This window comes from Rhodococcus pyridinivorans (genome assembly GCF_900105195.1).
GTDB lineage: Bacteria > Actinomycetota > Actinomycetes > Mycobacteriales > Mycobacteriaceae > Rhodococcus > Rhodococcus pyridinivorans.
The window spans coordinates 98,420-123,844 of the sequence record NZ_FNRX01000001.1 but is presented as its reverse complement, the minus strand read 5'-3'; the positions used below and the strand labels follow the sequence as shown (position 1 = coordinate 123,844).

The window sequence follows — 25,425 nt, the reverse complement described above, 5'->3', positions numbered from 1 at the left end:
CGATGAAGATCCCGGTCCGCAACCTGTGGCTTCTGCAGTTGTTCGCCTCCGATCTGTACCGGCATCACGGCCACGAATTCGCCGGCGCGGAACAGATCGCGGAGGCCCTGCCCCAGCTCGTCGCCCGGATGCTGGCCGACGAAGTCGAACACAGGCTGCACACCGGCCTGTCCGTGGGCTTCACCCGCACGGTGTCGGACCTGACTCGGGTTCGGGGCCGGATCGATGTCCTCGGCACCACTCGCCACCGACTCCTCGAACGGGGACAGGTGCGATGCCGATACGACACCCTGGTCACCGACACCGCAGCCAATCGACTCGTCCGCGCCGCGCTGCGCGCCGCCGCCACATGGATCCCGGATCGTCCCCGGTACCGATCCTTGGCGTTGCAGCTGGAAGCGGCGGGAGTGAGCGGACCTGCCCCGCGGCCGGACATCGTGCCGTCACTGCGCCGGCAGCGACTGCTCGCCCGCGACCATCGGATGCTTTCCCTCGCCGAACTTCTGCTGACCATGTCGATTCCCGATCCCGGCGAGGACGACTTCGTCACCGTCGCCCCCGACGATTCGGACCACTACCTACGTAAACTGTTCGAACACGCCGTCTACGGCTTCTACCGCCACACTCTCGAACCTCGAGGATGGACGGTGGAACACGGCACCCGGTTGAGCTGGAGCATCGAGCGGATCTCCGACGGTATGCAACCGGTGCTGCCCGGGATGTACACCGACATCACCCTGCGCGCACCGCTACGTCCGGGCGGGAAAATTCGGCGGCGGGCGGTCATCGACACCAAGTTCACGGCCATCACCCACGCCGGAAACTACCGGACCACCACCTTGAGCAGCGCGTATCTGTATCAGATCTACGCCTATCTGATGTCCCAGCAGGAACAGAGCGACGAGCACCGTCACGCCGAAGGCCTCCTGCTCCATCCCGTCGTCGACGGATACTTCGACGAAGAAGTGGTCATCCAAGGGCACCGGATCCGATGTGCCACCGTCGACCTGCGTGCCTCCGGTGAGGTCATCACCGAGCACCTGATGCGAGCTATCTCCCTATCCAGCGCTCCTGCGATCCCTCAGTCTGACTCCGCCGACGACCACCGTGGGGTCACGGCGTGCCGACATACGGAAAGTGCCCTCTGAACTGGGATGATGGATGTTCTTCAGGCAACGATCGGTCCGGTTCGAGAAAGGCACTTCCGGGTGCGGACTCTGCGATGTTCGACGACGACCGCCTCGTGTCGTACGGCGGCGTGGTGCCGGTCATGACGCTGGTCGAACAGACCGGCCTGCCGCAACTGCTGCTGGCAGAGAAGATCACGATCACCACCTCGAGGATCAAATCCGGGGCCGCGAACCCCGCCCCGAAACTGGCCACGACAAAGCGCCACGAAGCTCTCTCGGTTACCGGTGCCGACTCCGTGTCGTCCTCGACGGCCCGCGTGGCTTGCTATCTGCGGTGGACGTGCCTCGGTTCATCGCGATGACCGTCGACGACGGCCGGACCCTGCGACGGTATCTGAACGGCAAGTACGGCCCCCTTGATGAACCGGGATTCGGCGGCGGACAGCCGGATCAGGCGTATGTCGACGAAGCGACGATCTCTGAACCAAGTTGGAATCCCGGTCCCGGTGGAAGCGCAACATCGACACAGCCGCGGCGGAAAGTGCGACTCTGCACCACCTCGAGAACATGATCGCTCTCTTGCTGGCGAGCGACACCTCGGAGGCTTTCGAGATCCGGGCCCAGTTCCGCGATCGTCGTGAAGGCAGGTACGAGGACCTGCGCCGGTACGAGAACCGCCGATAGCGGCTCTTTATGTCAACCCGTGCACTGCATGGGAACTATCGCTGCATGGTGAAGGTGATCGGGACGTGCTCCCAAGGGTCCGACCACCGGAACCTCACGGTCTTCGGTACACCGTTCAGTTCCCATGACAGTGAACTCGGGCGTTGCACCACCCGGCGCAGCGGGTTGATCTCGTCGGTCTGAAGGCGCGCTTCCGACTGGTTGAACAGGCACAGTGTGAAGCTGACGCCGGCGAGGTCGACGATTCCGCCGAAGAGCAGTCGCGGATCGTGCTTGATCAGCGGTGTGGCCGACCACCAATCGCTTGTGGCGGTCTCGATCCGGGTGAACGGGTCGTACGACAGGTGTGCGTTCGACAGGTCGCCGGTTACTCCGAGTCCCCATGTGTGAGGCCATCCGGCGCGATCGAGCAGCAAGTCGATCGCTTCGTCGGGAACGATCGTCTTGACTCGCTCGCCGTCCTTCTCGGTGTAGACGTCCGCGGCGGCGTGCGTGATGAGCAGTTTGAGCACCCACCTCTGGAAGTCGTCGCCCGAGATCTCGACCACTTCGGGATCGCCCCACTCGCCAGCACCGTTCAGGTATCGCAGCGCAATGTCGCGCAGGAAGGTCGCGAAGGCGAGCGCTGCCCGGTCGGCATCGCTGAGTCCGTTGTTGTGTGTCGTGCACAGCACGTTGGCGACGAACTTCTTGGGCTGGATCTCGACGGGGATCCGGTAGTTCGGTGTCGGCTTGATACGAACGTCGGGGTCGTCGAAGGTGTAGAGACGGATCAGGGCGTGAGAGATGTAGTGTTCGCCCGATATCGACGTCGAGCAACCTCCTCGAGTGTTCGCGTAGCACTTAGCGTGCCTGTATTCCGGGTCAGTGTCCGCCATCTCCGCGGTCCTATTTCCGGCCAGTGGGGCGTTGCAAGTTCCAGTCAGCCTTCTACCGGAAGGACCGCTTCTAGCGGCACCAGTTCGGCGACGGCGTCCTCGACCTTTTGGGCGATGCCTGCCGACGCCAGTGCTACGCCAACCTTCTTGCGGGCGGCCTGGAAGGTGCGGGCTCCGGCGATGTCGGCGTCTCCTGCGGCCTCCTCTGCAAGTCCTCCGAGTTCGGCTAGACGCACGTGAAGGTCCTCGTTCGCGTCGTATCTCGGGAAGGGGACGGCGAAGACGTTCTTGTCGAAGTGCCGGGCCCCGAACAGGCCAAGGGCCTGTAGTGGTTTGACTCTTTCGAGTAGTGTCACGGAGTTGAGGATCGCGCACAGGTAGTGGCCCTCGCCGGTCGAGCTCACCGGCGCCCAGTACAGGACGTGGTCGATAACCGCGGCGTCGTCCCGCACCAGGGCAGCGGCGAGGGTGTTACCGGACTTCGTGTATACCACCCTCAGTGCTGCCGTCGGGAGTTGCACGGACAGCTGGCCGTGGAAGTCGATGCGGTCGAGCAGCTGCGAATTGTCGGATGCCGACTTGTTCGCGTTCCAGGTGGATTCCGCCTGGTCCCACCACCCCATAAGACCGGGGTGCTCGGGGATTTCCTGCGCTTCCAGGATGGAGGCGTCCTTGAGGGGAAGGACCGCCTGCCGGGGGGTGAGGCATCGGTAGGGCAACACAGCTTCACCGAGGTACACCGGTCGCACGAATTGCCGTTCTACCCTCCCGGACAGGGACGGCTGCGATTTCCACGGTTCCTTTTCCTGCGACGTACGAAACGACGTCACAGCAACTCGTCCGGCACCCGCTCCGAGTGGGCCGGCGTCCGCTTCGGTCACGAACAGGGTCATCCTCGGGGCCAGGACTGCGCCCTGCCGGAATCGCGACTTATACGGCGAGGAAGCTGGTCCGTCGCCGTCGCCGAGTGCGGCCACCGTTCCCAGTGCCGTCGTGATCCGTTGCGATGCTTCACTCCAGGGAAGGTCGGCGCGGGACAGTCGGCCGGACCATTTCACCGTCTGGACCGGTACTGCGGTGGCTTCTGCGGCGCGGTGGCCGCGGACGACACACGAGACCATCGGGAATCCGGTCGTGGCTTCGACGAGGTCCCAACTGGTCTCGAACGCGACGGTGAGATGATCGCCGGTCCCGGTGGCCCACTTACCGCTGCGGAATCCGGAATGAGGTTTGCGGGTGATGGTCCCGTGCGGCATGACGAAAGCGAACTGGCCGCCCTCGCGCAGGTACAGTTCCACGGCCCGCACGACGAACAGGGTGGACAGGTCCCGAGCGGATGCTCCGAGGCCGTTGTTGAGCAAGTTCCGCGGCTTGGCGAGCGCCTTGTACCGAGTCTGCATCGGCTCGGACATCTTCGAATAGCGCAGCCACGGCGGGTTTCCAACGAGGATGTCGACGCGGTTCCCGGGCTCGGACAGCCACAACGGGCGTATCAGGTTGCGGACGTAGTAGCCCCAGATGTGGTTGCGACCCGATTGGTGGAGGGCGCGCATCGTCGAGAACGTGGTCCGCAGGATCGCCGCTTCGTCATCGGTGACGGCGAACCGGCGCAGAACCGGGTCGATCAGCGTGCGGTCCTTCTTCCCACTGAGGTCGAGCGCGTTGTCGGCCATCGCGGAAACGAGCTGGTCGAACCGGTTTGCGTCGCCGAGGATGCTACGGGGGAACACGAGGTCGTCGCCGAACAAGACGCCGCCACCCTCAACGAGTTCGTTGCCAGCGGTGGCAATGGTGACCCTGTCCACTCCCCCGAAGAGGTCCCGGTTCTGTTCCCACTGCACAGAGTCGCCCAGGTAGATCGGGATCGTCAGGGGCCCCCGGTCCTCGGAGTTGATGCGGCCGATCCCGATGGCGAGAACGTAGGTCACGCGCGCGAGGGTGACCGCAACAGGGTGCACGTCCATGCCAACGACGTGGCGGGTGACGTCGAGAACGGCCTTCCCGGTCGGGGTTCCGGCCGCCTCTGCCGCATCGAGGTAGCGGCGAACGGCGTGGAACACGAAGGTTCCACTGCCGCAGCTGGGGTCGGCGACACGAGTCGAGAGTGGGTCGGTGATGCGGTCGTCGATGACGCGGTCGGCGAGCCAGTCCGGGGTGTAGTACTCGCCGAGCCGTTCCCGTTCCGTAGTGGGGATGACCGATTCGTAAAGGACCTTGAGGACGTCGTGCTCGACCTTGGACCAGTCGAACCGCGCAATCCGGCGCCCGAGTTCGGTGACAAACTGCTCGCCGCCGGCGATCTCCACGACCCAGTCGAAGAAGTCGGCCTCGACGACGCCGTGGATCTGGGCATTGGCGAACTCCGACCCCGAGGTCAACTGGGCGGGGGTCAAGGGTCCATGAGGGGATACATCCCAACCGATCGCCGCGTGTGCGACCAGCTCCGCTGTCACCACCAGCAGGGTGTGGTTGATGAACAGGGCCTCGTCATCGACGAACCCGGTGCCGAAAGCCGTACGCAGCAGCTTGGCCCACAACTCCCGCTTGAGCTTGACCTCGGGATGATCGCGATTGTCGTGGTAGAGCGCCTCGAGGGTCGCGTAGTCGAGCAGGTGAGCGGGTGAATCGGAGCCGAGCCGCTGTTCGATCTCGGCCGGGACGGGGCGGATCTTCTCACGCGTCGCCATCACCGACTCGAGCCACACCAGCAGTCCATCCTGATCCGGGTCCCGCGGACTCAGCTCGACCTCGGAGACACAAGACAGCTGGCCGTGGGCCAGGTGGTAGAGCCGCCAGCTGGTGCCGTCGGTGAGGATGCCGACATAGCGACCGCCGAGTTCCTTGGTTCGCTGCGCGACGTAGCCGGCGAGCTGCTTCTCCGCATCCGCCAAGTCGCCGGCGCGCAGGTCCTTCTTCACCTCGATGACGACATGACCCGCCTCGATATCGATCCGGCGCCGGGTACCGTCAGCAAGCTGCGACTCCATCGTCACGACGTCGTCGGTGTCCAGCCCGAGCGCCGCGGTGGTGAGCAGCATATAGATGTCGCCCTGAGTGGTCGCCTCCGGACGCACCGGCTTCCGGGAGGCGAGACGCCTGACGATCGCTTCAAGGTTGGAAGTCATTACCGAAATGTAGTCGTGGGTGCCGGCACCCACTCATCTCGACCCACTCGGCCGGCCTCCTCTCTCGAATCAGAACCGGTTGGAACTCCTCCAATTTTGATCGATACCTGTGATAAACTGAAGCGCATAGCCAAGAACTTGGCCGACAAACTGAACCCTTAGGACTGAGTCTTGGGACATACCGAGCTGTTGGACTACGAGATAGAGCGTTTCGGGGACACGGCGCCCTTCATTCGAAATGCGCTAATCAAGGTGGTTCACGAAGCGCAGGATGCCGCCCAGCGTGTGCATGTCGAGCAGGGTTGGGCTGACCGGGACGCCTACTCCGATACCCTGCGCGTGGCCCTGAATCGTGGCTTGCTCCGAGAACTCAAGGACGTTCCCGGCATCAGGGCCAGTAAGCCGGAGGGTCAGCGCGCCCGGTTCGACCTTCCGGTCATCCAGCAGACCGGCGTTGTCTTGTACTGGTGGCGTGTACCCGGCGATGGTAGGACCGCGGTGGATCACGCCCGGCTTCGAAAGACCTCGCTTCTCCAGAAGCATCTTCTGACGTTCACTCCGAGTGCGCCTGACCCTCAGATGACCATTGACCACGCGATCATGACCGATGAGGAACTCGAGCAGCAGCGACTGGATGAGGAGCAGTTCCGCGCCGAGATGTCTCGGGTCAAAGGCCGCACGGTGGTGCTCTGGGTATCGGCCTCCCCCGACGGTCTATTCGATTTCGGCTGGGGTGACGCTGAACTGGTCGACGCAAGTACGGGAAAGCTGGAATGGACTCGCGGTCCACACTCAATCAAGAATGTCGATGCCGTCGCCGCTGTCCCGACGCTGAAGATCGTCGACGCCGATCCCATTGCTGTCGACCGTTTCGACTCGGACACCGATCAGGAGAACGGGTTCGGTCTGTCCATGCGTGCGCCGCTAGAAGAGGTGTCCTCGGAGGAACATCCGAACGCTGGCGAGCAGGACACCGGTAGTGAGGACAGTTGAGTAAGTACGAGTCCGGGCAGCTACATCTTCTACCGGATACCGATCTGGCCGGTGAGGAGCTGGGCGGTGCATTCGATTCAGCGAGGCTGACTCAGGCCCGCCGTCTATCGGGGTTGACCAAGAAGGCAATCGCGGACCAGATCGGAGTCTCTGCTGTAGCAGTCGGCCAGTGGGAGTCCGGTACAGCAAAACCACGGCCAGACAACATCGACGCACTCGCTCAAGCCCTCGACATCCCGGTGACCTTTCTCGCGGCGGGTCGCCCGTATGCTCGCCTCGATGCTGCGGACGCCCACTTCCGCAGCTTGCGACGTACCCCGGCGAGTCAACGAGATAAGGCGATCGCATTCACTGAACAGATCTGGGAGCTGACCCACGCTCTTGAAAAGCGAGTCCGGTTCCCGGCGGTAGATCTTCCCGGCTTTACCGCTGGCGAGGTACAACAGACCGACTTTCCGAACGATCCGGTTGTAGCGGCTCAAGCCCTACGCCACCATTGGGGACTGGGCACTGGCCGCATCGGCCGCATGGTTCGCACGATGGAACAACACGGGATCGTTGTCACGCTGGTGCCGTTCGCCGGGCCCGAGACCAAGAACATCGATGCCTTCTCCACGTCGAAACTCCCACGACCCATCGTTGTGCTGACACCCAACCGTGCCGACGATGTCTACCGGCATCGGTTCAGTGCCGCCCACGAGCTGGGGCATCTTCTGTTGCACGGCGACTGCCAGCCTGGGGACACACAGCAGGAACGAGAGGCTGACATGTTCGCCGCCGAGTTCCTCACTCCCAGCGAGGAGATCACGCCGATACTTCCGCCTCGCTTGGACTTCAAGAAGCTCGGAGAGCTGAGCGTTCAATGGGGCGTGTCGGTCGACTCTCTTCTCCGTCGGTGTAGGGAGGTCGGTACCGTCTCGGAAGCGTCGTATCGCCGATCTCACCAGCGCCTCACTACGCTCCGATCATCCGGATTGTTCGTGCACGAATCAGTCCAGGGATATCCCGGCGAGGTTCCGGCATTGCTCCGGTCTGCCTTCGAGATGGCCGAGAAGAGCGGCCTGTCCCACAAGAAACTCGCTACCGAACTACGGATCACCCTGCCCAGGCTGCGACTTCTGCTCGGACAGGGCGACACACGTCCAGAATTGACACTGGTCTAGGACTACGGCCCGCTGACCAGCCAGCCGTCTCATTTCCTTGGCAGTGAGACGGTTACCGGGAGTGTGGGCGGGATCGCGTCGACCCAGCTCGCAGCATCTCACAAGTTGATTCCGGAACGATGTATTAAAACATCGGTACGAGAATAACTTTCGGAACCACCCGGTCGTGGGCGTAGATTCTCAACGGCGCAACGCGGCCGCGGAAATCGGTAGGCCCGCTGCGGCGAGGCGGTCGCAGACGTCGGCCGGCGTGCCGGGCGGGTTGCGCCACGCTGCGGCAGTAGCGCTGATCGCCTGGTGCACCCGCGCACCGTCGAGCGTGAACAGGTCCATGACGAACTCGTCCGGGTGCAGGGCCTCGATGCCGAACTGGGCAAGTGCGCTATCGGGAAAGTCGCGTAGGTTCGCGGTGACGATCACCTGCGCTGAGCAGCGGATCGCCGCGGCGAGCACGTGCCGGTCATCCTCGTCAGGCAGCGTCAGCGCCGGGATGAGTGCCTCGTATCCGGTGACCAGGCAGTCCGGGACCGCTCGGTTCATCAGCTCCCGCAGCTTGGCCAGGGTGTCGGCGGGGATGTCCGGTCGGTCGGCGGCGAGATTGCGGAATGTCTCGTCGAGAATCCGGTCGGTCCACCGGGCGTGCACCAGCCCGGTCTGCGCCAAGCGAATCAGGACGTCGCGAAGCACGTTCGGGTACAGCACGTTCGCGTCGTAGAGGACGGTGAAGGTCACGTCAGTATAGTCCGAGGTCTTCGGACAGGGCGGCGAGGTCGTCGGCGGCCCGCCGCGCATCGCCCTGCTGGATGCGTCGGTACTCGAGCAATGAGGATGCCAGGATCCGGCGATGCCGGCCCACCAGCCGATACTGGATGAGGCCTTGGTCGAGGAGTTTGATCACGTGTGGGCGCGAGACGTTGAGCAGCTCGGCGGCCTGCTGGGTGGTGAGCTCGGCATGCGCAGGGACCACGGTCACGCCCTGGCCGGCTGCCATGTTCGCCAGTACGTCTTTGATCAACTCCAGGGCGGAACTCGGCAGGTGCACGGACTCCGACGTCCCGGCGACGGTGACGTCGAACGTGTCGGTACTCGGTGTCACGTCCCGGAGAGCGTTCAACGCCTGTCGTGCCTGTTCCTGCTCCACGGCACTGGGATGTTCGATCGCGGACATACCCACCTCCTCTAAGTGAAATATACGCAGCAAACGAAACAAACGCAAAAGTGGGCGGTGTTCGTTCCGCAAGTCCGCCGTGGTGGAAATCTGCCCGGCCCGCTGTGTTCGGGTTCGCCTTTGGGGTGTGCTGTTTGACGATCCCCAAACAACACACTCGAAACGGCCTGGCACTCGATCACATCCTGCCGAATCGAGTCGCTGGACCGTCCTGTTTAACCGTCCTGCATTTGGATCTCGTATCGCTGACCCAAACAGTGCGGTGGTCGCCTCAGGGTTGGAATCCTGATCGGATATGCCCGATGCAGCACCGCGGGCCAAGATCTGCGAGCCCAACGCACGGCCCTCAAACGCTTCGGAGCCCGCGACGACCGGATCTACACCGACAAGGGCTACACCGTCGCCGACGCTCACACCTACGCCGTCCGCAGCTAGAGTCACGGCGTCGAAGGGGCCGCGACTGCTCGAACCCGGTGATCCCCCAGGTTACCGAGTTCGGGCCGAGGCCCCGCGAGGGATCCTCGGACCGAGTGTTGGGCAGTAGCGGCCCCCGGACTCGCTGGACAGGACTGTAGCGCACCCGCCGGACACCACCGACCATGATCACGACGGGTGGACTTCGGTGTTGTTGGCCCACCTCCGCCGCGCTGCCTCCATGGGCCACCGAGCGGGCTCCGATCCCATCCCCGGCCCCGGCCGCCATTCGAGGGCAAGCCAGCGCGCAGCGGTGGCGCGGCAGCACCGGATTCAGAGGCCGGCCGATCCGAGTCCGCGAACGAGGACGTGCGTGCCGCTCGTGGACGCCGCAGAGCCGCGGCCAGGACGAACAGTGATGCGATCGCCGCGAACCGAGACCTGGGCCGGGTGAGCCGGCCGCAAGAAACCACGCCGCCAACAGTGCGTCGAGCACCGCCAAGACCAGACAGGTACCGAATCCCGCACGACCGATCAGCATCTCTGTACACCCCCATCACTCCCCATCCCGTGGCCCGTGTCCGGCACCTCGATGCCGGACACGGGCCACCTTCGGTGTCCACCGGAACGAGCGTCGCTGACGCGCCGCCCTGCACAACAACACCGAAAAGGTGCCCTTCTGACCATCCGATTTTGACCTGCGGTCCGCTTCGCACAACCCCCGGCGCTGCGCGGCCTGGTGGCCCGGAAAATTCTTTCCCCCGCTTCGCTCCTCGAAAGATTTTTCCGTCCGGGGGTTGCACTCCCGCGGCCCTGTGCAGGTCGTCATCTCCTTGCCAGAAGGGCACCAAGAACAGGCGGGCCGAGCAGGTCCGCCCCGACACTGAGGAGGCGGCTCATGACCGAGCCCATCAAGATTGACAACACCGGCGAGATGATCGCTGCCATCCCGGCCATGCTGGGCTTCGTGCCGTCGCAGTCGGTCGTGCTGGTCTTCCTCGCGGGCAACCGGTTGTCCCACATCGCCCGGATGGACTTCGGCGAGATGGACCATCTGCTCGTCACCGCCGCGATCAGCCGCTCCAATGACACCGAGGGTGTGTACGTCATCGTGATCGCCGACAACCGCACCTTCCATCAGGTGCTCGACGAATCCGAGCGCGTGATCGCGATGCTGCTCGGTGCCGGAGCCGATGTGTGGGGCAGCTTCTACACCCCGAGCATCCGCGGCGGCGAGACCTGGACCGACATGCGCGGGCTGTTCGAGACCGGCACGGTCCCCGACCCCGCCACCACCGAGGTGGGCGCCGCGACCGTCCTCAACGGCCGCACCATCGCCCGCGACCGCTCCGAGCTCACCGCCCGCTACCGCCGCAAGGACTCGGTGACCGTCACCGATCGTCAACGCGCCCGCGCCGCGAAAAAGACGATGGGAGAGGAGTTCGCGAGCAGCATCATCCGCGAGCTGGCCGAGCTGGTGAGCACCCGCACCGACCCCGATGCCGCGCTCGCCGCACGAGTCGGGTTGCTGCTCACCACCGACATCCACGCCCGTGACGCCATCTTGGGACTGGCGGTGATCGACCCGAACGTTGCCTCCGAAACGATGGAAGCGATTGCCAGCAAGCTGCGCACCCGTGAGCGTGTGGCCGCGTTGACCGTCGCCGGGTTCTTCGCCTACGTGAACTTCCAGGGACCGGCCGCCGGAAGCGCGTTCACCGCCGCGCGAGAGGAAGTGAGCCAGCATCCGCTGTGCGACACCCGGATGCTCGGACTGCTCGAGGAAGCACTCACCGCGGGGCTGCACCCGACGTTGATTCGCAAGCTCGCAGGCACCGGGGTCGGTATCGCCCGTGAGAAGTTCCGTGTCGAGCTTCCCGCGCCCAGTGGCGACTGGATCTGACACCACAACACGGGCGAGGCCCCCGGAATCGGTAGTTCCGGGGGCCTCGTCCGTTGCGCAGGAGCGTCGATCAGGCATCGAGCCTGACCGACGCTTGCGCACGTCCTACCGAGCACAGCATAACCACGCGCACGCCGTCAGAACTCGTCGCGCTCCGCATCGTCGGGGAACACGAAATCGACCGCCGGCGACGGCGACCGGGGAACACTCTCGCCGCCCACGATCGCTTCGAGCTCGCTCTCGTTCGGGCGGATGCCGTGCTTGATCGCGTCGTACAACTGCTTTTCGATGTGTGACCGTTCCACCATGGTTATCTCTCGGCTACCCCGCACCCGACCCAGGAATCCGGGCCTCGGTGTGTGGTGGTGGGGCAGCACCGGGACGCCGGTGTTGCCCGGCCACACCGCGACCATGCGAGTGCTGGCCTCATGCAGCGCGTTGAGTTCATCGACGACCAGACGCAGGAACTCGGCCGGCTGCTGCAACGGATCGGGCAACGGCGGGTAGCGGTCGTTGTCCTCGAGGGGATCCAGTGACGGATTCCCCGGATGGGGGATGTCCACTTTCGCGGCCCACGAGAGATACACCTCGCCGGTGACGCTGTAACCGACAACGAACTCGTAGTCCTCTATCCCCACGGTGAAGATCAGCTCGCCCCAGACGGCGTGGTCCCAGGTGATGACCTCAGCTTCAATAGCGTCCTGCACCAGCCAGTGTCCAGTCGAAATACCGGGATGCGGGGTCAGGCGATCGAAGTGCTCGGTGTGCAAGGTCAGCAGCGGCGGTGTGGTCATCTATCGATCCTTTCGCGGGTCGGGCGAACCGTAACCGACTGCGCTGACACGACGAGCGGAGACGTCAACGGCGGCGTACCGCTCATAGCGTGAGCGTCCCTGTCCGTCGAGGAGTGAGTGACCGGATAGCCGGCCGAGAGCGATCGCGTAGCGCACGTTCTCGCTGTGTGTGGACTCCACGAGGTGTCCCGTCCCGACGCGCACGCACAGTGGCTCGTTGCACTTGTGCTCGCACACCACATCCGGTGTCAGAGGCCCGTGCACCAGCTCCACCGAGAAACGATGCGCAAGCATCGTGCGTTGCCGGTTCTCGCGCTGGAAGTTGAACCGCCCGTACCCATCGGGCGCACTGATCGCGCCGACCCAGTACCAACACGTCGGGGACTTGACGACCTTCGACCAGAACGCCGCGATGTTCGTCTTCGACGGTCGCAGCGAGTTGTCCACGACCCGGACCCGCGGCCGCTCCTCCGACTCCTCAGTGACGATCTCGACGTCGAGATCCGGGAACCCGATGTCGAGCGCGGGCTCCACATCGTCACTCATGACCGCAGCATCACGACGCCGCAGGCACCGTCTGCTGGTCGTCCTGCTTGTCGTCGGACGACGGTGCAGCCGACTCGGCGGCACCGGCGACACCGAGATCTGCCTTGGCTTGCATGATGAGCGTCTTCGCTTCGCGGGTGCTCACGCCGAGCAGCGGTGCCAGCTCTGAGGCCGAGGCGCTGCGGCTGAACGTCACGATTGCTTCCGCGTACTCGCGCAGCAGCGATGATTCCTGCTCGCGCTCCTGCGGAGTCAACGTCTCCGTGCCGGCTTCCATCGCCCGCTGGATTTCGGCGATCTTGGCCGCGTACTGCTCTTGGATCTTCTTGATGCGACGATCGCGGGTCTGCTCGAGTCGCTCGATCTTTTTCAGTGGAGCCTGTGCCCGCGAGGCGACCGTTGCTTCGAGCTTGGACAGCTTGTCCGTCGCTTCGTGGATGGGGCCGGCCAACGTTTCGAGCTCTGCCTGACGAGCGAGCAGTCGCTCCCGTTGACGGCGGGCGTTTTCCCGAACGTTCGGTGTCGTGTGCGGACGAAGTGAGCGGCGAGACGCCGATTGGGAAGTCGAGGCCATAGGCCGGAAGTGTAGCGGCTCGCGCCGACCGCGGGGAGGCCGACGACCGGAATCGAGGACGCTCCATCGACGTCCGGATCCGATCACCACACCGACAAACCGTGGCGCTCACGCGCCTAACACACGCAGCTCCGCTGCTCGGACAGGACCATCGAGGTCCTGTCCGACCCTGCACCGAACTCCGTTCGCCAGAAAAGTCTTTACACACCTCATGCACTAAAGGTGCGACATGGCATAATCGGCGCCGTGATGACCGTCCACAAGCTCAATGCTGGGGACGGCTATGTCTATCTGACCAAGCATGTTGCCAAGGGCGACGCCACCGAGTCCCGCAAGCCTGATGCGGTCGAGTACTACCTCGCGAAGGGAACCCCACCCGGCATCTGGTGCGGCAAGTTGGCTGAGAAGGTCGGCGTCGAGATCGGCACCGAAGTCACCGAATCGGCGATGCGGTCGGTGTTCGGTGCCGCCCGCACGCCTGATGCATTCGACACGCGGCCGAACGCGGACGCCCCGCTCGGGGAGCGGTTGGAGTGGTCGCGGCGGACTGCTCTGGGTCGTGCATTCTCGTGGTTCCAGAAGAGTCAGGAATACGTCAACGACGTTGAGGAATTGTGCAGTGCCTACAAGGCGCAACACGGCGACTACCCCGACACTCAGACCAAGAGGGACATCCAGTTCTCCACCGCCCGTAAGCACCTTCATCGCGTCAACGGTGAGCGCGCCGCCCTGCTCAGCGACGACGACATCTGGCAGTTCATCACCGAGCAGTACGGCAAGACTCGCACCTCGGTAGCCGGCTATGACCTGGTATTCACTCCTGCCAAGTCCATCTCCCTGTTGTGGGGCCTCGGAGACCAACGGATCAAGGCAGCGGTCGAGCAGGCACACGCGCAGGCGGTGTCCGAGACGCTGGAGTGGATCGAAAACGAGGTGATCTACACCCGCCGCGGCGCCGGCGGTGCCCGCAAGATCAAGACCGAGGGTTTGCTGGTGGCCCGGTTCGATCACTACGACAACCGCGCCGCGGACCCGAACCTGCACACCCACTGCGCCGTGCTCAACCGGGTCTTCGCCGAGAGCAAGTGGACCACCATCGACGGCACAATCCTCTACAAGGCGAACGTCGCCGGGTCAGAGAAGTACAACACCCGGGTCGCCGATCTGGTCGCCCGGCAGCTCGGTGTCACCTTCGTCCCGAGGCCCGATACACCGGTCGGCAAGCTGCCGGTCCACGAGGTCGATGGCATCCCGCTGACGCTCATCGAAGAGTTCTCGCGCCGCTCCGCGATCGAGGCCCGCCAAGAAGAACTAGCGCGTGAGTACAAGGCCAAGTACGGCAAGAACCCGCCGAAGAAGGTGCAGTACGCCCACGCGCAACAGGCCACCCTCGACACCCGCAACGCCAAGAATCCACCGCGTTCGCTGTCCGAGTTGCGGGCCGAATGGCGCGAGCGGGCCGAGGCGATCCTCGCTGGCGGCGATCCCGGCGAACTGGTCGATGCTGTGCAGGACGAGCGCGATCGCCGCCCCGATCTGTCCCCGGATCAGGTCCCCGCCGTGGTGGAGAAGACGGTCGATACGCTCTCGCGCAAGGTGGGCACCTGGACGGTGTTCTCCCTGTCCGCGGAACTCGATCGGCAGCTACGCGAGTTCAGTTTCGCCCACGACGACGAGCTACGGGCGATGTACGACAACGCCCTCGAACTCGCCCTGCGGGACTACTGCCTGCCGACCTTCACGGAGGAGCATCGCGGACCGGAGCGCATCACCGAACGCATCGAACGCGGCCTGGTACGTAGTCATCTCGTGGACCGCGCCGAGATGCGGTACACCGCACAATCAGTCCTCGACGCCGAGGACTTCGTGCGCCGACAAGCCGAGACCGGTGATGAGCGCACCGTCTCCGACTTCGTGATCCGACGCCAGATCCGCCGCGCCGAGAAGAAAGCCGGCCACAGCCTCGGCGGCGACCAGATCGCCATGATCGAACACTTCCTCACCGCGAAGAAACGCGTCGCGGTCGCAGTCGGAGCGGCCGGCGCCGGCAAGACCACCGCCGCGACGGTGATCGCCCGCGCATGGGAGGCCACGCACGGACCAGTCGTCGCCCTGGGCCCGTCCGCCCGTTCCGCCGAAGTGCTCGGAGAAGAGATTTCGGTGCAGGGCCGCACCATCGCCGACGTGCTCACCCGCCACCGTGCCGGTATCGCGACCGGCATCGAGAAGGGCAGCTTGCTGCTCGTGGACGAGGCGGGCATGGCCTCGGCCCGGGATCTGGCAGACCTGACACGCATCGCGGTCGACGCCGGTGCGGTGGTGCGCCTGCTGGGTGATCCGCAGCAGCTCGCCTCCGTCGAAGCCGGGGGCGTGTTGCGCGATCTCGCCGATCTGACCGGCGCCCCGTTCCTTGAGAAGGTGCACCGGTTCGCCACCGACGGCGAAGCCGACGCGAGCCTGCTGCTGCGCAGCGGCAACGTCGACGCCCTCGACTGGTACAAACGCAATGACCGCATCCGCGAAGGCATGGCCCACGAGCTGGCGGACATGGTGTTCGACGCCTATGTCGCCGACGTCGAGGCCGGCCATGTCACGTTGATGGTCGCCCCGACCAACGATCTGGTGCGCGAACTCAACGAGAAGGCCGCCGCCTACTACCGCGCAGGCGGCACCGTCACCGGCCCCGGTGTCGTCCTCGCCGACGGTCTCGAAGCCGCCGTCGGAGACGTGGTGGTCACCCGCAAGAACAACTCCAAGTACGTCGTGAAGGACTCCGAGGGCAACAAATCTGGTCGAGTGAAGAACGGCGATCTGTGGACCGTGGCCGAGATCGGCACCGACGGATCGCTGCGCCTGCGCAACAACATCAGCTCAGGTGAAGTCACCGTCGCCGCCGACTACATCACCGAGAACGTGCAACTCGGGTACGCGACGACCGTGCACCGCTCCCAGGGCATGACCGTCGGCCACTGCCACGTGCTCGCCGCAGCGAACATGGATCGGCAATCGCTGTACGTCGCACTGACTCGCGGCAAACTCGCCAACATCGTCTACGCCGCCCACGACGAGCTCCCCGACTGGGACTTCGAACATGCCCAGGACGAGCACCCCGGTGCGATCGGATTGCTGGCGAAGATCCTCGAACGCGATGGTTCACAGCGCACCGCCCACCAAATGATCGAACAGGCCCAGCGCAAGGCCGCCTCGTGGTCACAGGTCACCGAGGTCTACGAACTAGCCGTGTCCACGCTGTACGAGGACTACACCGAGCAGCTCCTCGGCCGAATCCTCACCGAACGGCAGTTCGGCTGGGTGCACGACCTCGGGGGCTGGGAAGCCATCGTCAAGTCCGTCGCCCAGGCCGAAACCTTCGGCTGGGACACCGAAAGCCTGCTGTGCGACGCCGTCGAGGTGATGCGTGAGCACGGCCGCGCCGGCCGCCTCGACGACGGCGCGAACGCTCCCGGTCGTGTCCTGGCCGCAGCGCTCAAGGACCGCATCTCCCCCACCGACGGACCGGCATTGCCGCGCACCCGCCGCGACGATCTGGCGCACTACAAGGTGCCGGCCCTGACGGACGCGGCGGCCCAGATGGACCCGATCCTCACCACCTATGCCCGCGCCCACCAGCAGCAGATGCACGCCTTCATCGACTCCTACCTCACGACCGCGATCGAACAGAACCTCCCGTGGCTCGCCGCCGTCGGCACCCCCAGCGACGATCCACGGCGAATCAAGCTGTGGAACACCACCGTGCGCGACATCGCCATCTCCCGCGTCGTCGCCGATGCACCCGACGACCAACACGACCCACTGGCCTACCTACAGGGGACCCGTCGCGAGAAGGCCGGAGCAGCGATTGCCCGGCTGACCACTCCACCGTCCCAGCGCCGGGGTTCGGTGACGCCGGCCGCACCGTATGCCCGCTACAGCGACACTGAACTACGCGCTGCCCGCCAGGCGAGCCTGCAACGGCTCTCCGAGGACCGGATGCTGCTGGCTTTGGCGCAGGAGGAGCTTGACCGCGTCAGCGGCACCGACTCCGCGATCACCGCCGTCGACGAACGTATCGCCCAGGTCGAGCGACAAGACCAGCAGATCCAGGCGGTCCGAGCCTCCCGCGCTGCTCTCGACCGGCTGCGCACCGATCCGGCCGCCACCGCAGAGCAGATCACGGCAGCAACCTCGGCGGTGGCGGCGGCCGAACACGCCGCACCCCTGGAGCGGGACTGGCCGATCATCGAACGCTCCGCACAGTTCAACCGGGCCGCGGCCTCGCGCTACGACCGCGCCCGCGTCCTCGACGACCAGGCGATCGGCCGGGTCCGCGACCGCATCACCCGACTGGGCGACGGCCTGCGCACCGAAGAGAACATCCTCGGCCAGATCGACGCCGAGATCACCCGACGCGACCGCGAAGGAACCCCGTCTGACGCCCGTCGGCGCAGCGAACCCGAGCAGGTATCGCAGCCGTCGGCGAACCCGCACCCCGAGCTGGACCCGATACAGCGAGATTCCGGCCCCGAGGCGCAGATGTGAGACCGACCTACGAGTACCGCGAGATGACGACAAGCGAGGACACCTGCCGATGGCTGACACCGACCGCACCCGCCGATTCCGCCGGACCCGCCCCCAGATGGCCACGGAGGATCCGGCCGCGTACATCGACGCCCGTGCTGGCCGCCATGGAACACCGCGCCAACCCACAACGGCACAAGCACCACGGCCCGCACCGGCACAGGCACGACAGGATGTGGTCGACGTAGCGGCGTTCATCCGCAAAGTCGACACCGAACGCAGCCAGGGCCGGCACGCACCACGGCCCCAGCCGATGCAGACCATCCTCGGCGCCTTCCACGGCTCCCCGGCCACCCAGACCACCGTGCAGATCCTCGCCGCCGCCGCGACAGCTCGACACTTCGGCGGCGAGAACTCCACCGCTGCCCGCAAGTGGGAGAAGCTCGCCCAAAACAACGCTGCCCGCCTCGACGCGGTGCGTGCCCAGCAGTACCGACAGGAACAAACCCGCTACGTCGAGGCGCAGCTGCCTCCCGAGGAGATCGACCGGCGCATCACCGAACGCCTCGCCTCCGACCACGAGACCGACAAGCGTGCCTTCGACGCCGCCGGTGCCTTGGCACTGAGCTACGTCGCGGTCAAGAGCCTGCCCCCGTTCGACAAGCTCGCCGACCTGTCTCGCAAACACCTCACCGCCGACGAGACACCCACTCCCTCCAATGACGTGGCGTCCAGCATCAAAGAGCAGTCCCCTGGAGCCCAGACCGAGGAAGTTGGGGCGGATACCGGGATCGACCTCGCCAAGTCCCCTGACGTCGGCGATACCGCCGACGAGATCGGGCGGGAAGTTCGGGCAGAGACAGCGGTCGAGGCAGAGTCGGACGCGGACGTCTCCGACCAGCTGGAACAGGTAACCCAGCCTGCCCAGAAGACGTGGTCCGACGTGAGCAAGATCGGGTCCGTTCTCGAGTCGGCCAGTCGAGGAATCACCTCAGCGATCGGTCCCGTCAACGGAGACGATGAGGTGGCCCCGGCGCTCTCGCCCGTCGATGTGAATCAGCTCAGTCAAGAACTGTTGTCCGCCCTCGGTGCTGCGATGAGCGGCCATCCTCGCTCGGTGACCGAGATGCTCAACATCGAACGCCAACCCGACCACACCAACGAGACAGTGTTCGAACCCGACCTGGGACTCGAAAGCCGCCAGGAGGCAACCGTCGGGTACTAACCCCTCCTCCGTCTGCGCCCATTCGTCCTGTTGACTTGGCGGTAAGCGAGGGCGTCGTTGCGATGCGCAATGATGTTCTTGCGATGCAGCGGCGGCAACCGGTGTGTCACCCGGTCGGATGGCGCGTACGTGTTCGTACGGGACGTCCGGGTCAATAGTTGAGTAAGCCTTGTAAAGGAGCCTTGTGAGCACCCTCGGTAGCTTCATCTGGTCGATCGCCGACCAACTTCGGGGTCCTTACCGCCCCAACCAGTACGGCAACGTGATCCTCCCGCTCACAATCCTGCGCCGGCTCGACTGCATCCTCGAACCCGACCGGGACACAGTGCGCGAGCTGGCGGCGAAGTACGACAACCCGAACCGTCTCAAGGTCGAGGTCAAGAAGGCTACCGGACGGCCGTTCTACAACACCTCGAACTACTCCTTCGCCAATCTCCTCCAGGACGCCGACGGGTTGGCGGACAACCTGGCCGACTACATCGACAGGTTCTCACCCGATGTCGACGTGTTCGAGTACTTCGACTTCAAGAAGGAGATCCTCGCTCTGGAGAAGGCAGAGCTGCTGCGCGAGATCATCACTTCGTTCAAGGCCATCGATCTGCATCCGGACGTAGTTTCTAACGCCGACATGGGCGATGCGTTCGAGTACATCATCCGCAGGTTCAACGAGGCCGCGAACGAGACCTCCGGTGACCACTACACCCCGCGGGACGCGATCCGGCTGCTGGTGGATCTGCTGTTCGCCGAGAAAGACGTCGATCTGACCGAGGCCGGGATCGTCCGTACGCTGTACGACCCCACCGCGGGCACCGGCGGCATGCTCGCCTTGGCCGAGGAGCATCTACTCGCACAGAACCCCGACGCGAAGCTGAGCCTGTACGGCCAGGAGTACAACCCGCAGTCGTACGCGATCTGCAAGTCCGACCTGTTGGCCAAGGGGCACGACGCGACCAACATCGCCTTCGGCAATACGCTTACCGACGACGCGTTCACGGATCGTCACTTCGACTTCTGCATGTCCAACCCGCCGTACGGTGTGGACTGGAAGCAATACGCCAAGACGGTCACGAAAGAGCGCGACGAAGCGGGTCCTTACGGCCGGTTCGCCCCCGGTCTGCCGGCGACCTCGGACGGGCAGATGCTCTTCCTGCTCCACCTGGCTCACAAGATGCGAGCACCCGAGGACGGCGGCGGCCGTGTCGGCATCGTCATGAACGGCTCGCCGCTCTTCACCGGCGCGGCGGAGTCCGGCCCCTCAAACATCCGCAAATGGCTGCTGGAGAACGACCTGGTCGAAGCAATCGTCGCCCTGCCGACCAACATGTTCTTCAACACCGGGATCGCCACGTATATCTGGATCCTCGACAACACCAAACACCCCGACCGCAAGGACCTGGTCCAGCTCATCGACGGCACTTCGTTCTGGACCAAGATGCGCAAGAGCCTCGGGTCAAAGAATCGCGAGATCAGCAACGCCGACCGCGACCAGATTGTGAAGTTGTACGCCGACTTCACCGACGCCGACCCGCACTACTCCAAGGTGCTGCGCACCGACGAGTTCGGTTACTGGACCGTCACCGTCGAGCGTCCCCTCGTCGACGAGGACGAGAAGCCGATCGTCGATCGGAAGGGCAAGCCCAAACCGGATGCGAAGAAGCGCGACACCGAGAATGTCCCGTTCACCTACGGTGGCTCGACCGCTGGCGCCACAGCCAAAACCGAGGTGATCCAGGCATACTTCGACGCCGAGGTGAAGCCGCACGTCCCCGATGCCTGGATCGAGTGGGGCAAGGTCAAAACCGGCTACGAGATCCCCTTCACCCGCCACTTTTACAAGTACGTTCCACCCCGCCCCCTTGCTCAGATCGATGCCGACCTGGAGAAGCAAGTCGCCAAGATCCTCGACCTTCTCAGGGAGGTCGAGCAGTGAGCGTCCTTGGGCCGTATCCGTCCTACAGGGATGAGAGGCGCCAAACGTTCGCCCGCGTTCCGGAGCATTGGGAAGTTGTCAGAGCGCGTCACCTTGTCCGCATCCGAACAGGGAGTGGCGACACTGTTGATGCGGATCCTGAAGGTGCGTTTCCTTTCTACGTCCGGTCTGACGCTCCGCTTCTGTCAGACAAGTGGGAGTTCGACACCATTGCGGTGCTCACTGCGGGCGATGGGGCAGGAGTCGCCAAGGTGTTCCACCTCGTCGCTGGTCGATTCATGGCGCACCAGCGCGTGTATGTACTCGACAACTTTCGACGAGTGACCCCGGAGTTCTTCTACTACGCCTTCAGCAACCTGTTTCATCTGATGGCCTTGGATGGGAGCGCCAAGTCGACGGTGGACTCAGTCCGCAGGTCGATGATCGCAGACATGCCATTCGCCATTCCTTCGCTGAACGAACAGCGCGCGATCACCGACTACTTAGACGGTGAGATCGCCCGGATCGACACGCTCATCAAAGAGCAGCAGCGTCTGATCGAGATGCTCCACGAACGTCGACGGGCGGTAGTTGAGGAGGCTGTTGCGACTGTCGATACCTCGGGGATGCGACTAAAGCACCTGATCAGGTCAATCAGACAGGGGTGGAGTCCGCAATGTTGCTCTTGGCCGGCCGATGGTGTTGAGACTTGGGCCGTCCTCAAGGCTGGAGCGGCGAACGGTGGTCGCTTTCGTCCGATGGAGAACAAGGAGCTGCCGGAGGACGAAATACCACGCCCGGAGATCGTTGTGGCTCAAGGTGATCTCCTTGTGTCGCGCGCCAATACCCGAGAACTTGTTGGCAGTGCAGCGGTGGTTGATGGAGAGTTCCCGCGCCTCATGCTGTGTGACAAGCTCTACGCCTTCACAATCGATAAGCGCCGAGCCGATTCGCAGTTCGTAGCGGCAGTGCTTGGAAGTCGTAGATGGCGCGATCTGATCGAATTGATGGCCACCGGTGCGAGCCAATCCATGGTCAACATCAGCCAGTCCGACATCGTGAATCTCCCGATGCACCTACCTTCTGTGGAGGAACAGCGCCGGCTAATGGCGTACTTGAAGAGAGAGACAGCAAGGATTGATCAGCTTGTGGCCGAGACGGAGCGATTGATCGAGCTCGCTAGTGAGCGCCGGGCGGCGCTGATTACCGCCGCCGTGACGGGACAGATTGACGTGCGAGCGACGGCGTGATGGCCGATCACAACGAGGTCGTCTTCGAGTCCGAGATCTGCGCGTACCTGGCTGACCATGGATGGCTCTATTCAGCAAACGACACCGGCTACGACCGGGAACGGGCGCTCTTCCCAGAGGATCTATTCGCCTGGCTGCAGGAGACCCAGCAGGCGGCCTATGAGAAGGCGTTGAAGGCTGCGGGTTCGAAGGCGAAGTTCCTCGACGTGCTGACCGCGGCGCTGGACAAGCCACTCGAACATGGTGGTGGGACGTTGAACATCCTCCGCAACGGGGTGCAGTACATCGGCGGTGGCCGGTTGAAGATGGCACAGTTCCGCCCCGAGACCAGCCTGAACGCGACCACCAACGCTCAATACGCGGCCATGCGGGTACGGGTGATGCGGCAGGTACATTTTTCCACCGCCGATCAGCGCTGTATCGACCTGGTCTTCTTCGTCAATGGCATCCCGGTCGCCACCGTTGAGCTCAAGACCGACTTCACCCAGTCCCTTGACGAGGCGATCAACCAGTACCGCAAGGACCGTCATCCGCTGACCAACGGCCGGCCCGAGCCGCTGCTGTCGTTCGGACACCGAGCGCTGGTGCACTTTGCTGTATCCAACGACCTGGCCGCGATGACCACTCGCCTCGAAGGCGAAAAGACACACTTCTTGCCGTTCAACATGGGATACAAGGGTGGCGCGGGAAACCCTCCCGCAGAGGGCGGACGATCGGCGACCGCGTACCTGTGGGAACGGGTCTGGGAAAAACACGCCTGGCTCACCATCATCGGCCGGCTGATGATCGTCGAAACCAAGCAGGAGTGGGACGTCGCGACCGGGACGTCGGTACGGCGAACGAGCATGCTCTTCCCCCGCTTCCACCAATGGGAGGCCGTGACAAACATCGTCGCTGCGGTGCGCGAAGAAGGCGTGGGACAGCGTTACCTGATCGAACACTCCGCCGGATCGGGGAAAACCAACACCATCGCCTGGACAGCTCACCGCCTCGCTCGTCTGCATATCGACGACGAGAAAGTGTTCGACTCGGTGATCGTGGTCGTCGACCGCACCGTGCTCGACGGGCAGCTCCAGGAGGCGATCCGGCAGATCGACGGGTCAGGGAAGATCGTGGCCACGATCAGCCCGGAGGACGTCCGTAAGGCCGGGGCGAAATCGAAATCCGGGCTGCTGGCGACCGCGCTCAAGAACGGGGAGCTGATCATCGCGGTGACGGTGCAGACCTTCCCCCACGCCCTCCACGAGATCCGGGAGGAATCGTCGCTCAAGGGACGACGATTCGCTGTCATCGCAGACGAAGCGCACTCTTCCCAGTCCGGCCAGATGTCCTCCAAGCTCAAAGCCGTCCTGACTGCGGAGGAGGTCAAGGAGATTGAAGAGGGCGGTGAGATCGATGTCGAGACGATTCTCGCCTCGGAGATGACCGAGCGGGCCGAGTCAGAGAACGTTTCCTTCTTTGCGTTCACGGCCACACCGAAGAACAAGACCCTTGAGCTGTTCGGCCGTAAAGGTCCTGACGGGAAGCGAGTCGAGTTCCACCTCTACTCGATGCGCCAAGCGATCGAGGAGGGCTACATCCTCGATGTGCTCAAGGGTTATCAGACCTATGACACCGCGCTGAAGATCGCCGGCAAGGCCGAGAGCGGCGACGGTGGCGACGTGGAAGAATCCGCAGCACGTAAGGGACTGATGCGGTGGGTGAAGCTGCACCCCACCAACATCAGCCAGAAGGTGCAGATTATCGTCGAGCACTTCCATACCAATGTCGCCCACCTGCTCGAAGGCAAGGCGAAGGCGATGGTCGTGACCGACTCGCGCAAGGCCGCGGTGAAGTACAAGAAGGCGATCGACGCCTACATCGCCAAACGGGCCGCTGTGGACGCCTCGTACAACTACCGCACCCTGGTCGCCTTCTCCGGCTCGGTGACGATGGACGAGGACGAACAGTGGGCTTCGGACTGGGGACCGCAGCCAAGCAAGGACGACGAGTTCACCGAAGCCAACCTGAATCCCGGGGCCGGCTCGGATCTGGCCGCAGCATTCAAGGGCGAGACGTACAAGATCATGCTGGTTGCCAACAAGTTCCAGACCGGTTTCGACCAGCCCCTGCTGTCGGCGATGTACGTCGACAAGAAGCTCTCCGGGGTCACCGCCGTGCAAACGCTCTCTCGGCTCAACCGCACCCATCGCACCGCGAGTGGGGAGCAGAAGCGCAAGACGTTCGTCATCGACTTCGTGAACAAGCCCGAGGACATCCGGGCTTCGTTCGAGCCGTACTTCACCAATGCGACTCTGGAGACTGAGACCGACCCGTACGTCGTTGTCCACCTCGCCACGAAGCTCGATCAGGCCGGAATCTACGCCCCGGAGCAAGTACGCGAGGTCGCCGAACTGTGGGTTACCCGCAAGGGCAACAACGCTCTGTCGTCTGCGATGAGCAGTCCCAAGCACGAATTTGCTCGCCGTTACGCGGCGGCGCTTGAGGCCGACGACAAAGTCACCCTCAACACCCTCGACCTGTTCCGCAAGGACGTCGCCACCTACGTCCGGCTCTACGACTTTATGAGCCAGATCGTCGACTACGGCGACCCGTACATGGAGATGCTGTCGATTTTCCTGCGGCTGCTCGACAAGGTCATCGCAGAGTCCTCCTGGGCCGCGGAGGTCGATCTTTCCGACGTGGTTCTGGTTGGGGTCAAGCACACCAAGGCGGACGTAATCGATATCTCCCTCACCGGCGACGGTCAGCTCAAGGGCATCAGTGCTGCCGGCACTGGAACCCGGAAAGAGCCGAAGTACGTTGCGCTCCAGGTCGTCATCGACAAGATGAACGACCTGTTCGGTGCCGAAGTCTTCACCCAGTCACAGATACGGGAGTTCGTGCATGGACTGGTGCAGCGGCTGCTCGACTATCCGGACCTGGTCAACCAGACCAAAGTGAACTCGAAAAAGCAGTTCATGGAATCGCAGGACTTCCAAGCCGCGGTCACCGAAGCAGTCGTCGACAACCAGGAAGCCCACAACACCATGGCCGACTATTTCTTCAGCGACGGACCCGCCATAAATGCTGTCATCATGGCCCTTGCGGATGCCTTCTACGAGGCGGCGATCGATCAGTAGCCAGCCAAGGATCGCCGCCGCGATCGAAC

17 protein-coding genes and 1 pseudogene are annotated in these 25,425 nt (G+C 64.0%); 11 read left to right on the top strand and 7 right to left on the bottom strand.

The genetic code is table 11. The annotated features are described in order from the left end of the window. The first annotated feature begins 2 nt into the window (after positions 1-2). On the top strand, positions 3-1,148 hold the full coding sequence (locus tag BLV31_RS00575) for a 5-methylcytosine restriction system specificity protein McrC (RefSeq protein ID WP_064061758.1): 1,146 nt from the start codon (positions 3-5) through the stop codon (positions 1,146-1,148). Between the two features lie 74 nt (positions 1,149-1,222). After that, positions 1,223-1,429: pseudogene (locus BLV31_RS24575) on the top strand (IS1380 family transposase); the annotation flags it as partial. A 420-nt stretch (positions 1,430-1,849) separates the two neighbouring features. Here the strand turns inward: BLV31_RS24575 and BLV31_RS00560 are convergent. Together BLV31_RS00560 and BLV31_RS00555 are read right to left on the bottom strand one after the other, a co-directional pair. After that, positions 1,850-2,692: a hypothetical protein gene (locus tag BLV31_RS00560; protein ID WP_064061755.1), complete on the bottom strand. Its 843-nt coding sequence runs from the start codon at positions 2,690-2,692 to the stop codon at positions 1,850-1,852. Between the two features lie 44 nt (positions 2,693-2,736). Further along, complete coding sequence (locus BLV31_RS00555) at positions 2,737-5,817, bottom strand: N-6 DNA methylase (protein WP_064061754.1); 3,081 nt, start codon at positions 5,815-5,817, stop codon at positions 2,737-2,739. 171 nt (positions 5,818-5,988) lie between these two features. Between BLV31_RS00555 and BLV31_RS00550 the strand changes: the two genes are divergently transcribed. Further along, positions 5,989-6,810, top strand: coding sequence for a hypothetical protein (locus BLV31_RS00550; protein WP_064061753.1), 822 nt, complete (start codon positions 5,989-5,991; stop codon positions 6,808-6,810). After that, positions 6,807-7,973 (top strand): helix-turn-helix domain-containing protein, encoded by a 1,167-nt coding sequence (locus BLV31_RS00545; RefSeq protein WP_081263507.1) that lies wholly within the window; start codon positions 6,807-6,809, stop codon positions 7,971-7,973. Before BLV31_RS00550 ends, BLV31_RS00545 begins: the two co-directional genes overlap by 4 nt. Before the next feature lie 180 nt (positions 7,974-8,153). Here BLV31_RS00545 and BLV31_RS00540 read toward each other — a convergent pair whose 3' ends face one another. Continuing rightward, the gene (locus BLV31_RS00540; protein ID WP_064061752.1) at positions 8,154-8,705 is read right to left on the bottom strand and encodes a PIN domain-containing protein; all 552 of its coding nucleotides are present in this window, start codon (positions 8,703-8,705) and stop codon (positions 8,154-8,156) included. A 1-nt stretch (position 8,706) separates the two neighbouring features. Continuing rightward, the gene (locus BLV31_RS00535; RefSeq protein ID WP_064061751.1) at positions 8,707-9,141 is read right to left on the bottom strand and encodes a helix-turn-helix domain-containing protein; all 435 of its coding nucleotides are present in this window, start codon (positions 9,139-9,141) and stop codon (positions 8,707-8,709) included. A gap of 282 nt (positions 9,142-9,423) precedes the next feature. On the opposite strand from BLV31_RS00535, the gene BLV31_RS25280 reads away from it, so the two are divergent. Further along, positions 9,424-9,576, top strand: coding sequence for a recombinase family protein (locus tag BLV31_RS25280; RefSeq protein WP_081263510.1), 153 nt, complete (start codon positions 9,424-9,426; stop codon positions 9,574-9,576). A gap of 877 nt (positions 9,577-10,453) precedes the next feature. After that, on the top strand, positions 10,454-11,458 hold the full coding sequence (locus tag BLV31_RS00525; RefSeq protein ID WP_064061750.1) for a DUF4192 domain-containing protein: 1,005 nt from the start codon (positions 10,454-10,456) through the stop codon (positions 11,456-11,458). 137 nt (positions 11,459-11,595) lie between these two features. Here BLV31_RS00525 and BLV31_RS00520 read toward each other — a convergent pair whose 3' ends face one another. The 3 genes from BLV31_RS00520 to BLV31_RS00510 are packed head-to-tail and all read right to left on the bottom strand — an operon-like array spanning position 11,596 to position 13,249. Next, positions 11,596-12,252: a hypothetical protein gene (locus tag BLV31_RS00520; RefSeq protein WP_064061749.1), complete on the bottom strand. Its 657-nt coding sequence runs from the start codon at positions 12,250-12,252 to the stop codon at positions 11,596-11,598. Beyond that, positions 12,253-12,798: an HNH endonuclease family protein gene (locus BLV31_RS00515; protein ID WP_064061748.1), complete on the bottom strand. Its 546-nt coding sequence runs from the start codon at positions 12,796-12,798 to the stop codon at positions 12,253-12,255. 10 nt (positions 12,799-12,808) lie between these two features. Then, the gene (locus BLV31_RS00510; protein ID WP_248846305.1) at positions 12,809-13,249 is read right to left on the bottom strand and encodes a hypothetical protein; all 441 of its coding nucleotides are present in this window, start codon (positions 13,247-13,249) and stop codon (positions 12,809-12,811) included. Between the two features lie 372 nt (positions 13,250-13,621). Here BLV31_RS00510 and mobF point away from each other — a divergent pair, with 372 nt between their 5' ends. The 5 genes from mobF to BLV31_RS00485 all read left to right on the top strand — a co-directional run bounded on the left by mobF (position 13,622) and on the right by BLV31_RS00485 (position 25,396). After that, complete coding sequence (gene mobF / locus BLV31_RS00505; RefSeq protein ID WP_064061746.1) at positions 13,622-17,911, top strand: MobF family relaxase; 4,290 nt, start codon at positions 13,622-13,624, stop codon at positions 17,909-17,911. A 49-nt stretch (positions 17,912-17,960) separates the two neighbouring features. Beyond that, positions 17,961-19,115 carry a hypothetical protein gene (locus BLV31_RS00500; RefSeq protein WP_064061745.1) on the top strand — a complete coding sequence of 385 codons (1,155 nt, stop codon included), beginning with the start codon at positions 17,961-17,963 and terminating at the stop codon, positions 19,113-19,115. Positions 19,116-19,299: 184 nt separating this feature from the next. After that, positions 19,300-21,045 carry a type I restriction-modification system subunit M gene (locus tag BLV31_RS00495; protein WP_064061744.1) on the top strand — a complete coding sequence of 582 codons (1,746 nt, stop codon included), beginning with the start codon at positions 19,300-19,302 and terminating at the stop codon, positions 21,043-21,045. Continuing rightward, positions 21,042-22,274, top strand: a complete 1,233-nt coding sequence (locus BLV31_RS00490) for a restriction endonuclease subunit S (RefSeq protein WP_064061743.1) — start codon at positions 21,042-21,044, stop codon at positions 22,272-22,274. The genes BLV31_RS00495 and BLV31_RS00490 overlap by 4 nt, the downstream gene beginning before the upstream one ends. After that, a complete protein-coding gene (locus BLV31_RS00485; protein ID WP_064061742.1) occupies positions 22,274-25,396 on the top strand; it encodes a type I restriction endonuclease subunit R in 3,123 nt (1,040 codons plus the stop codon). Before BLV31_RS00490 ends, BLV31_RS00485 begins: the two co-directional genes overlap by 1 nt. Positions 25,397-25,425 lie beyond the last annotated feature (29 nt).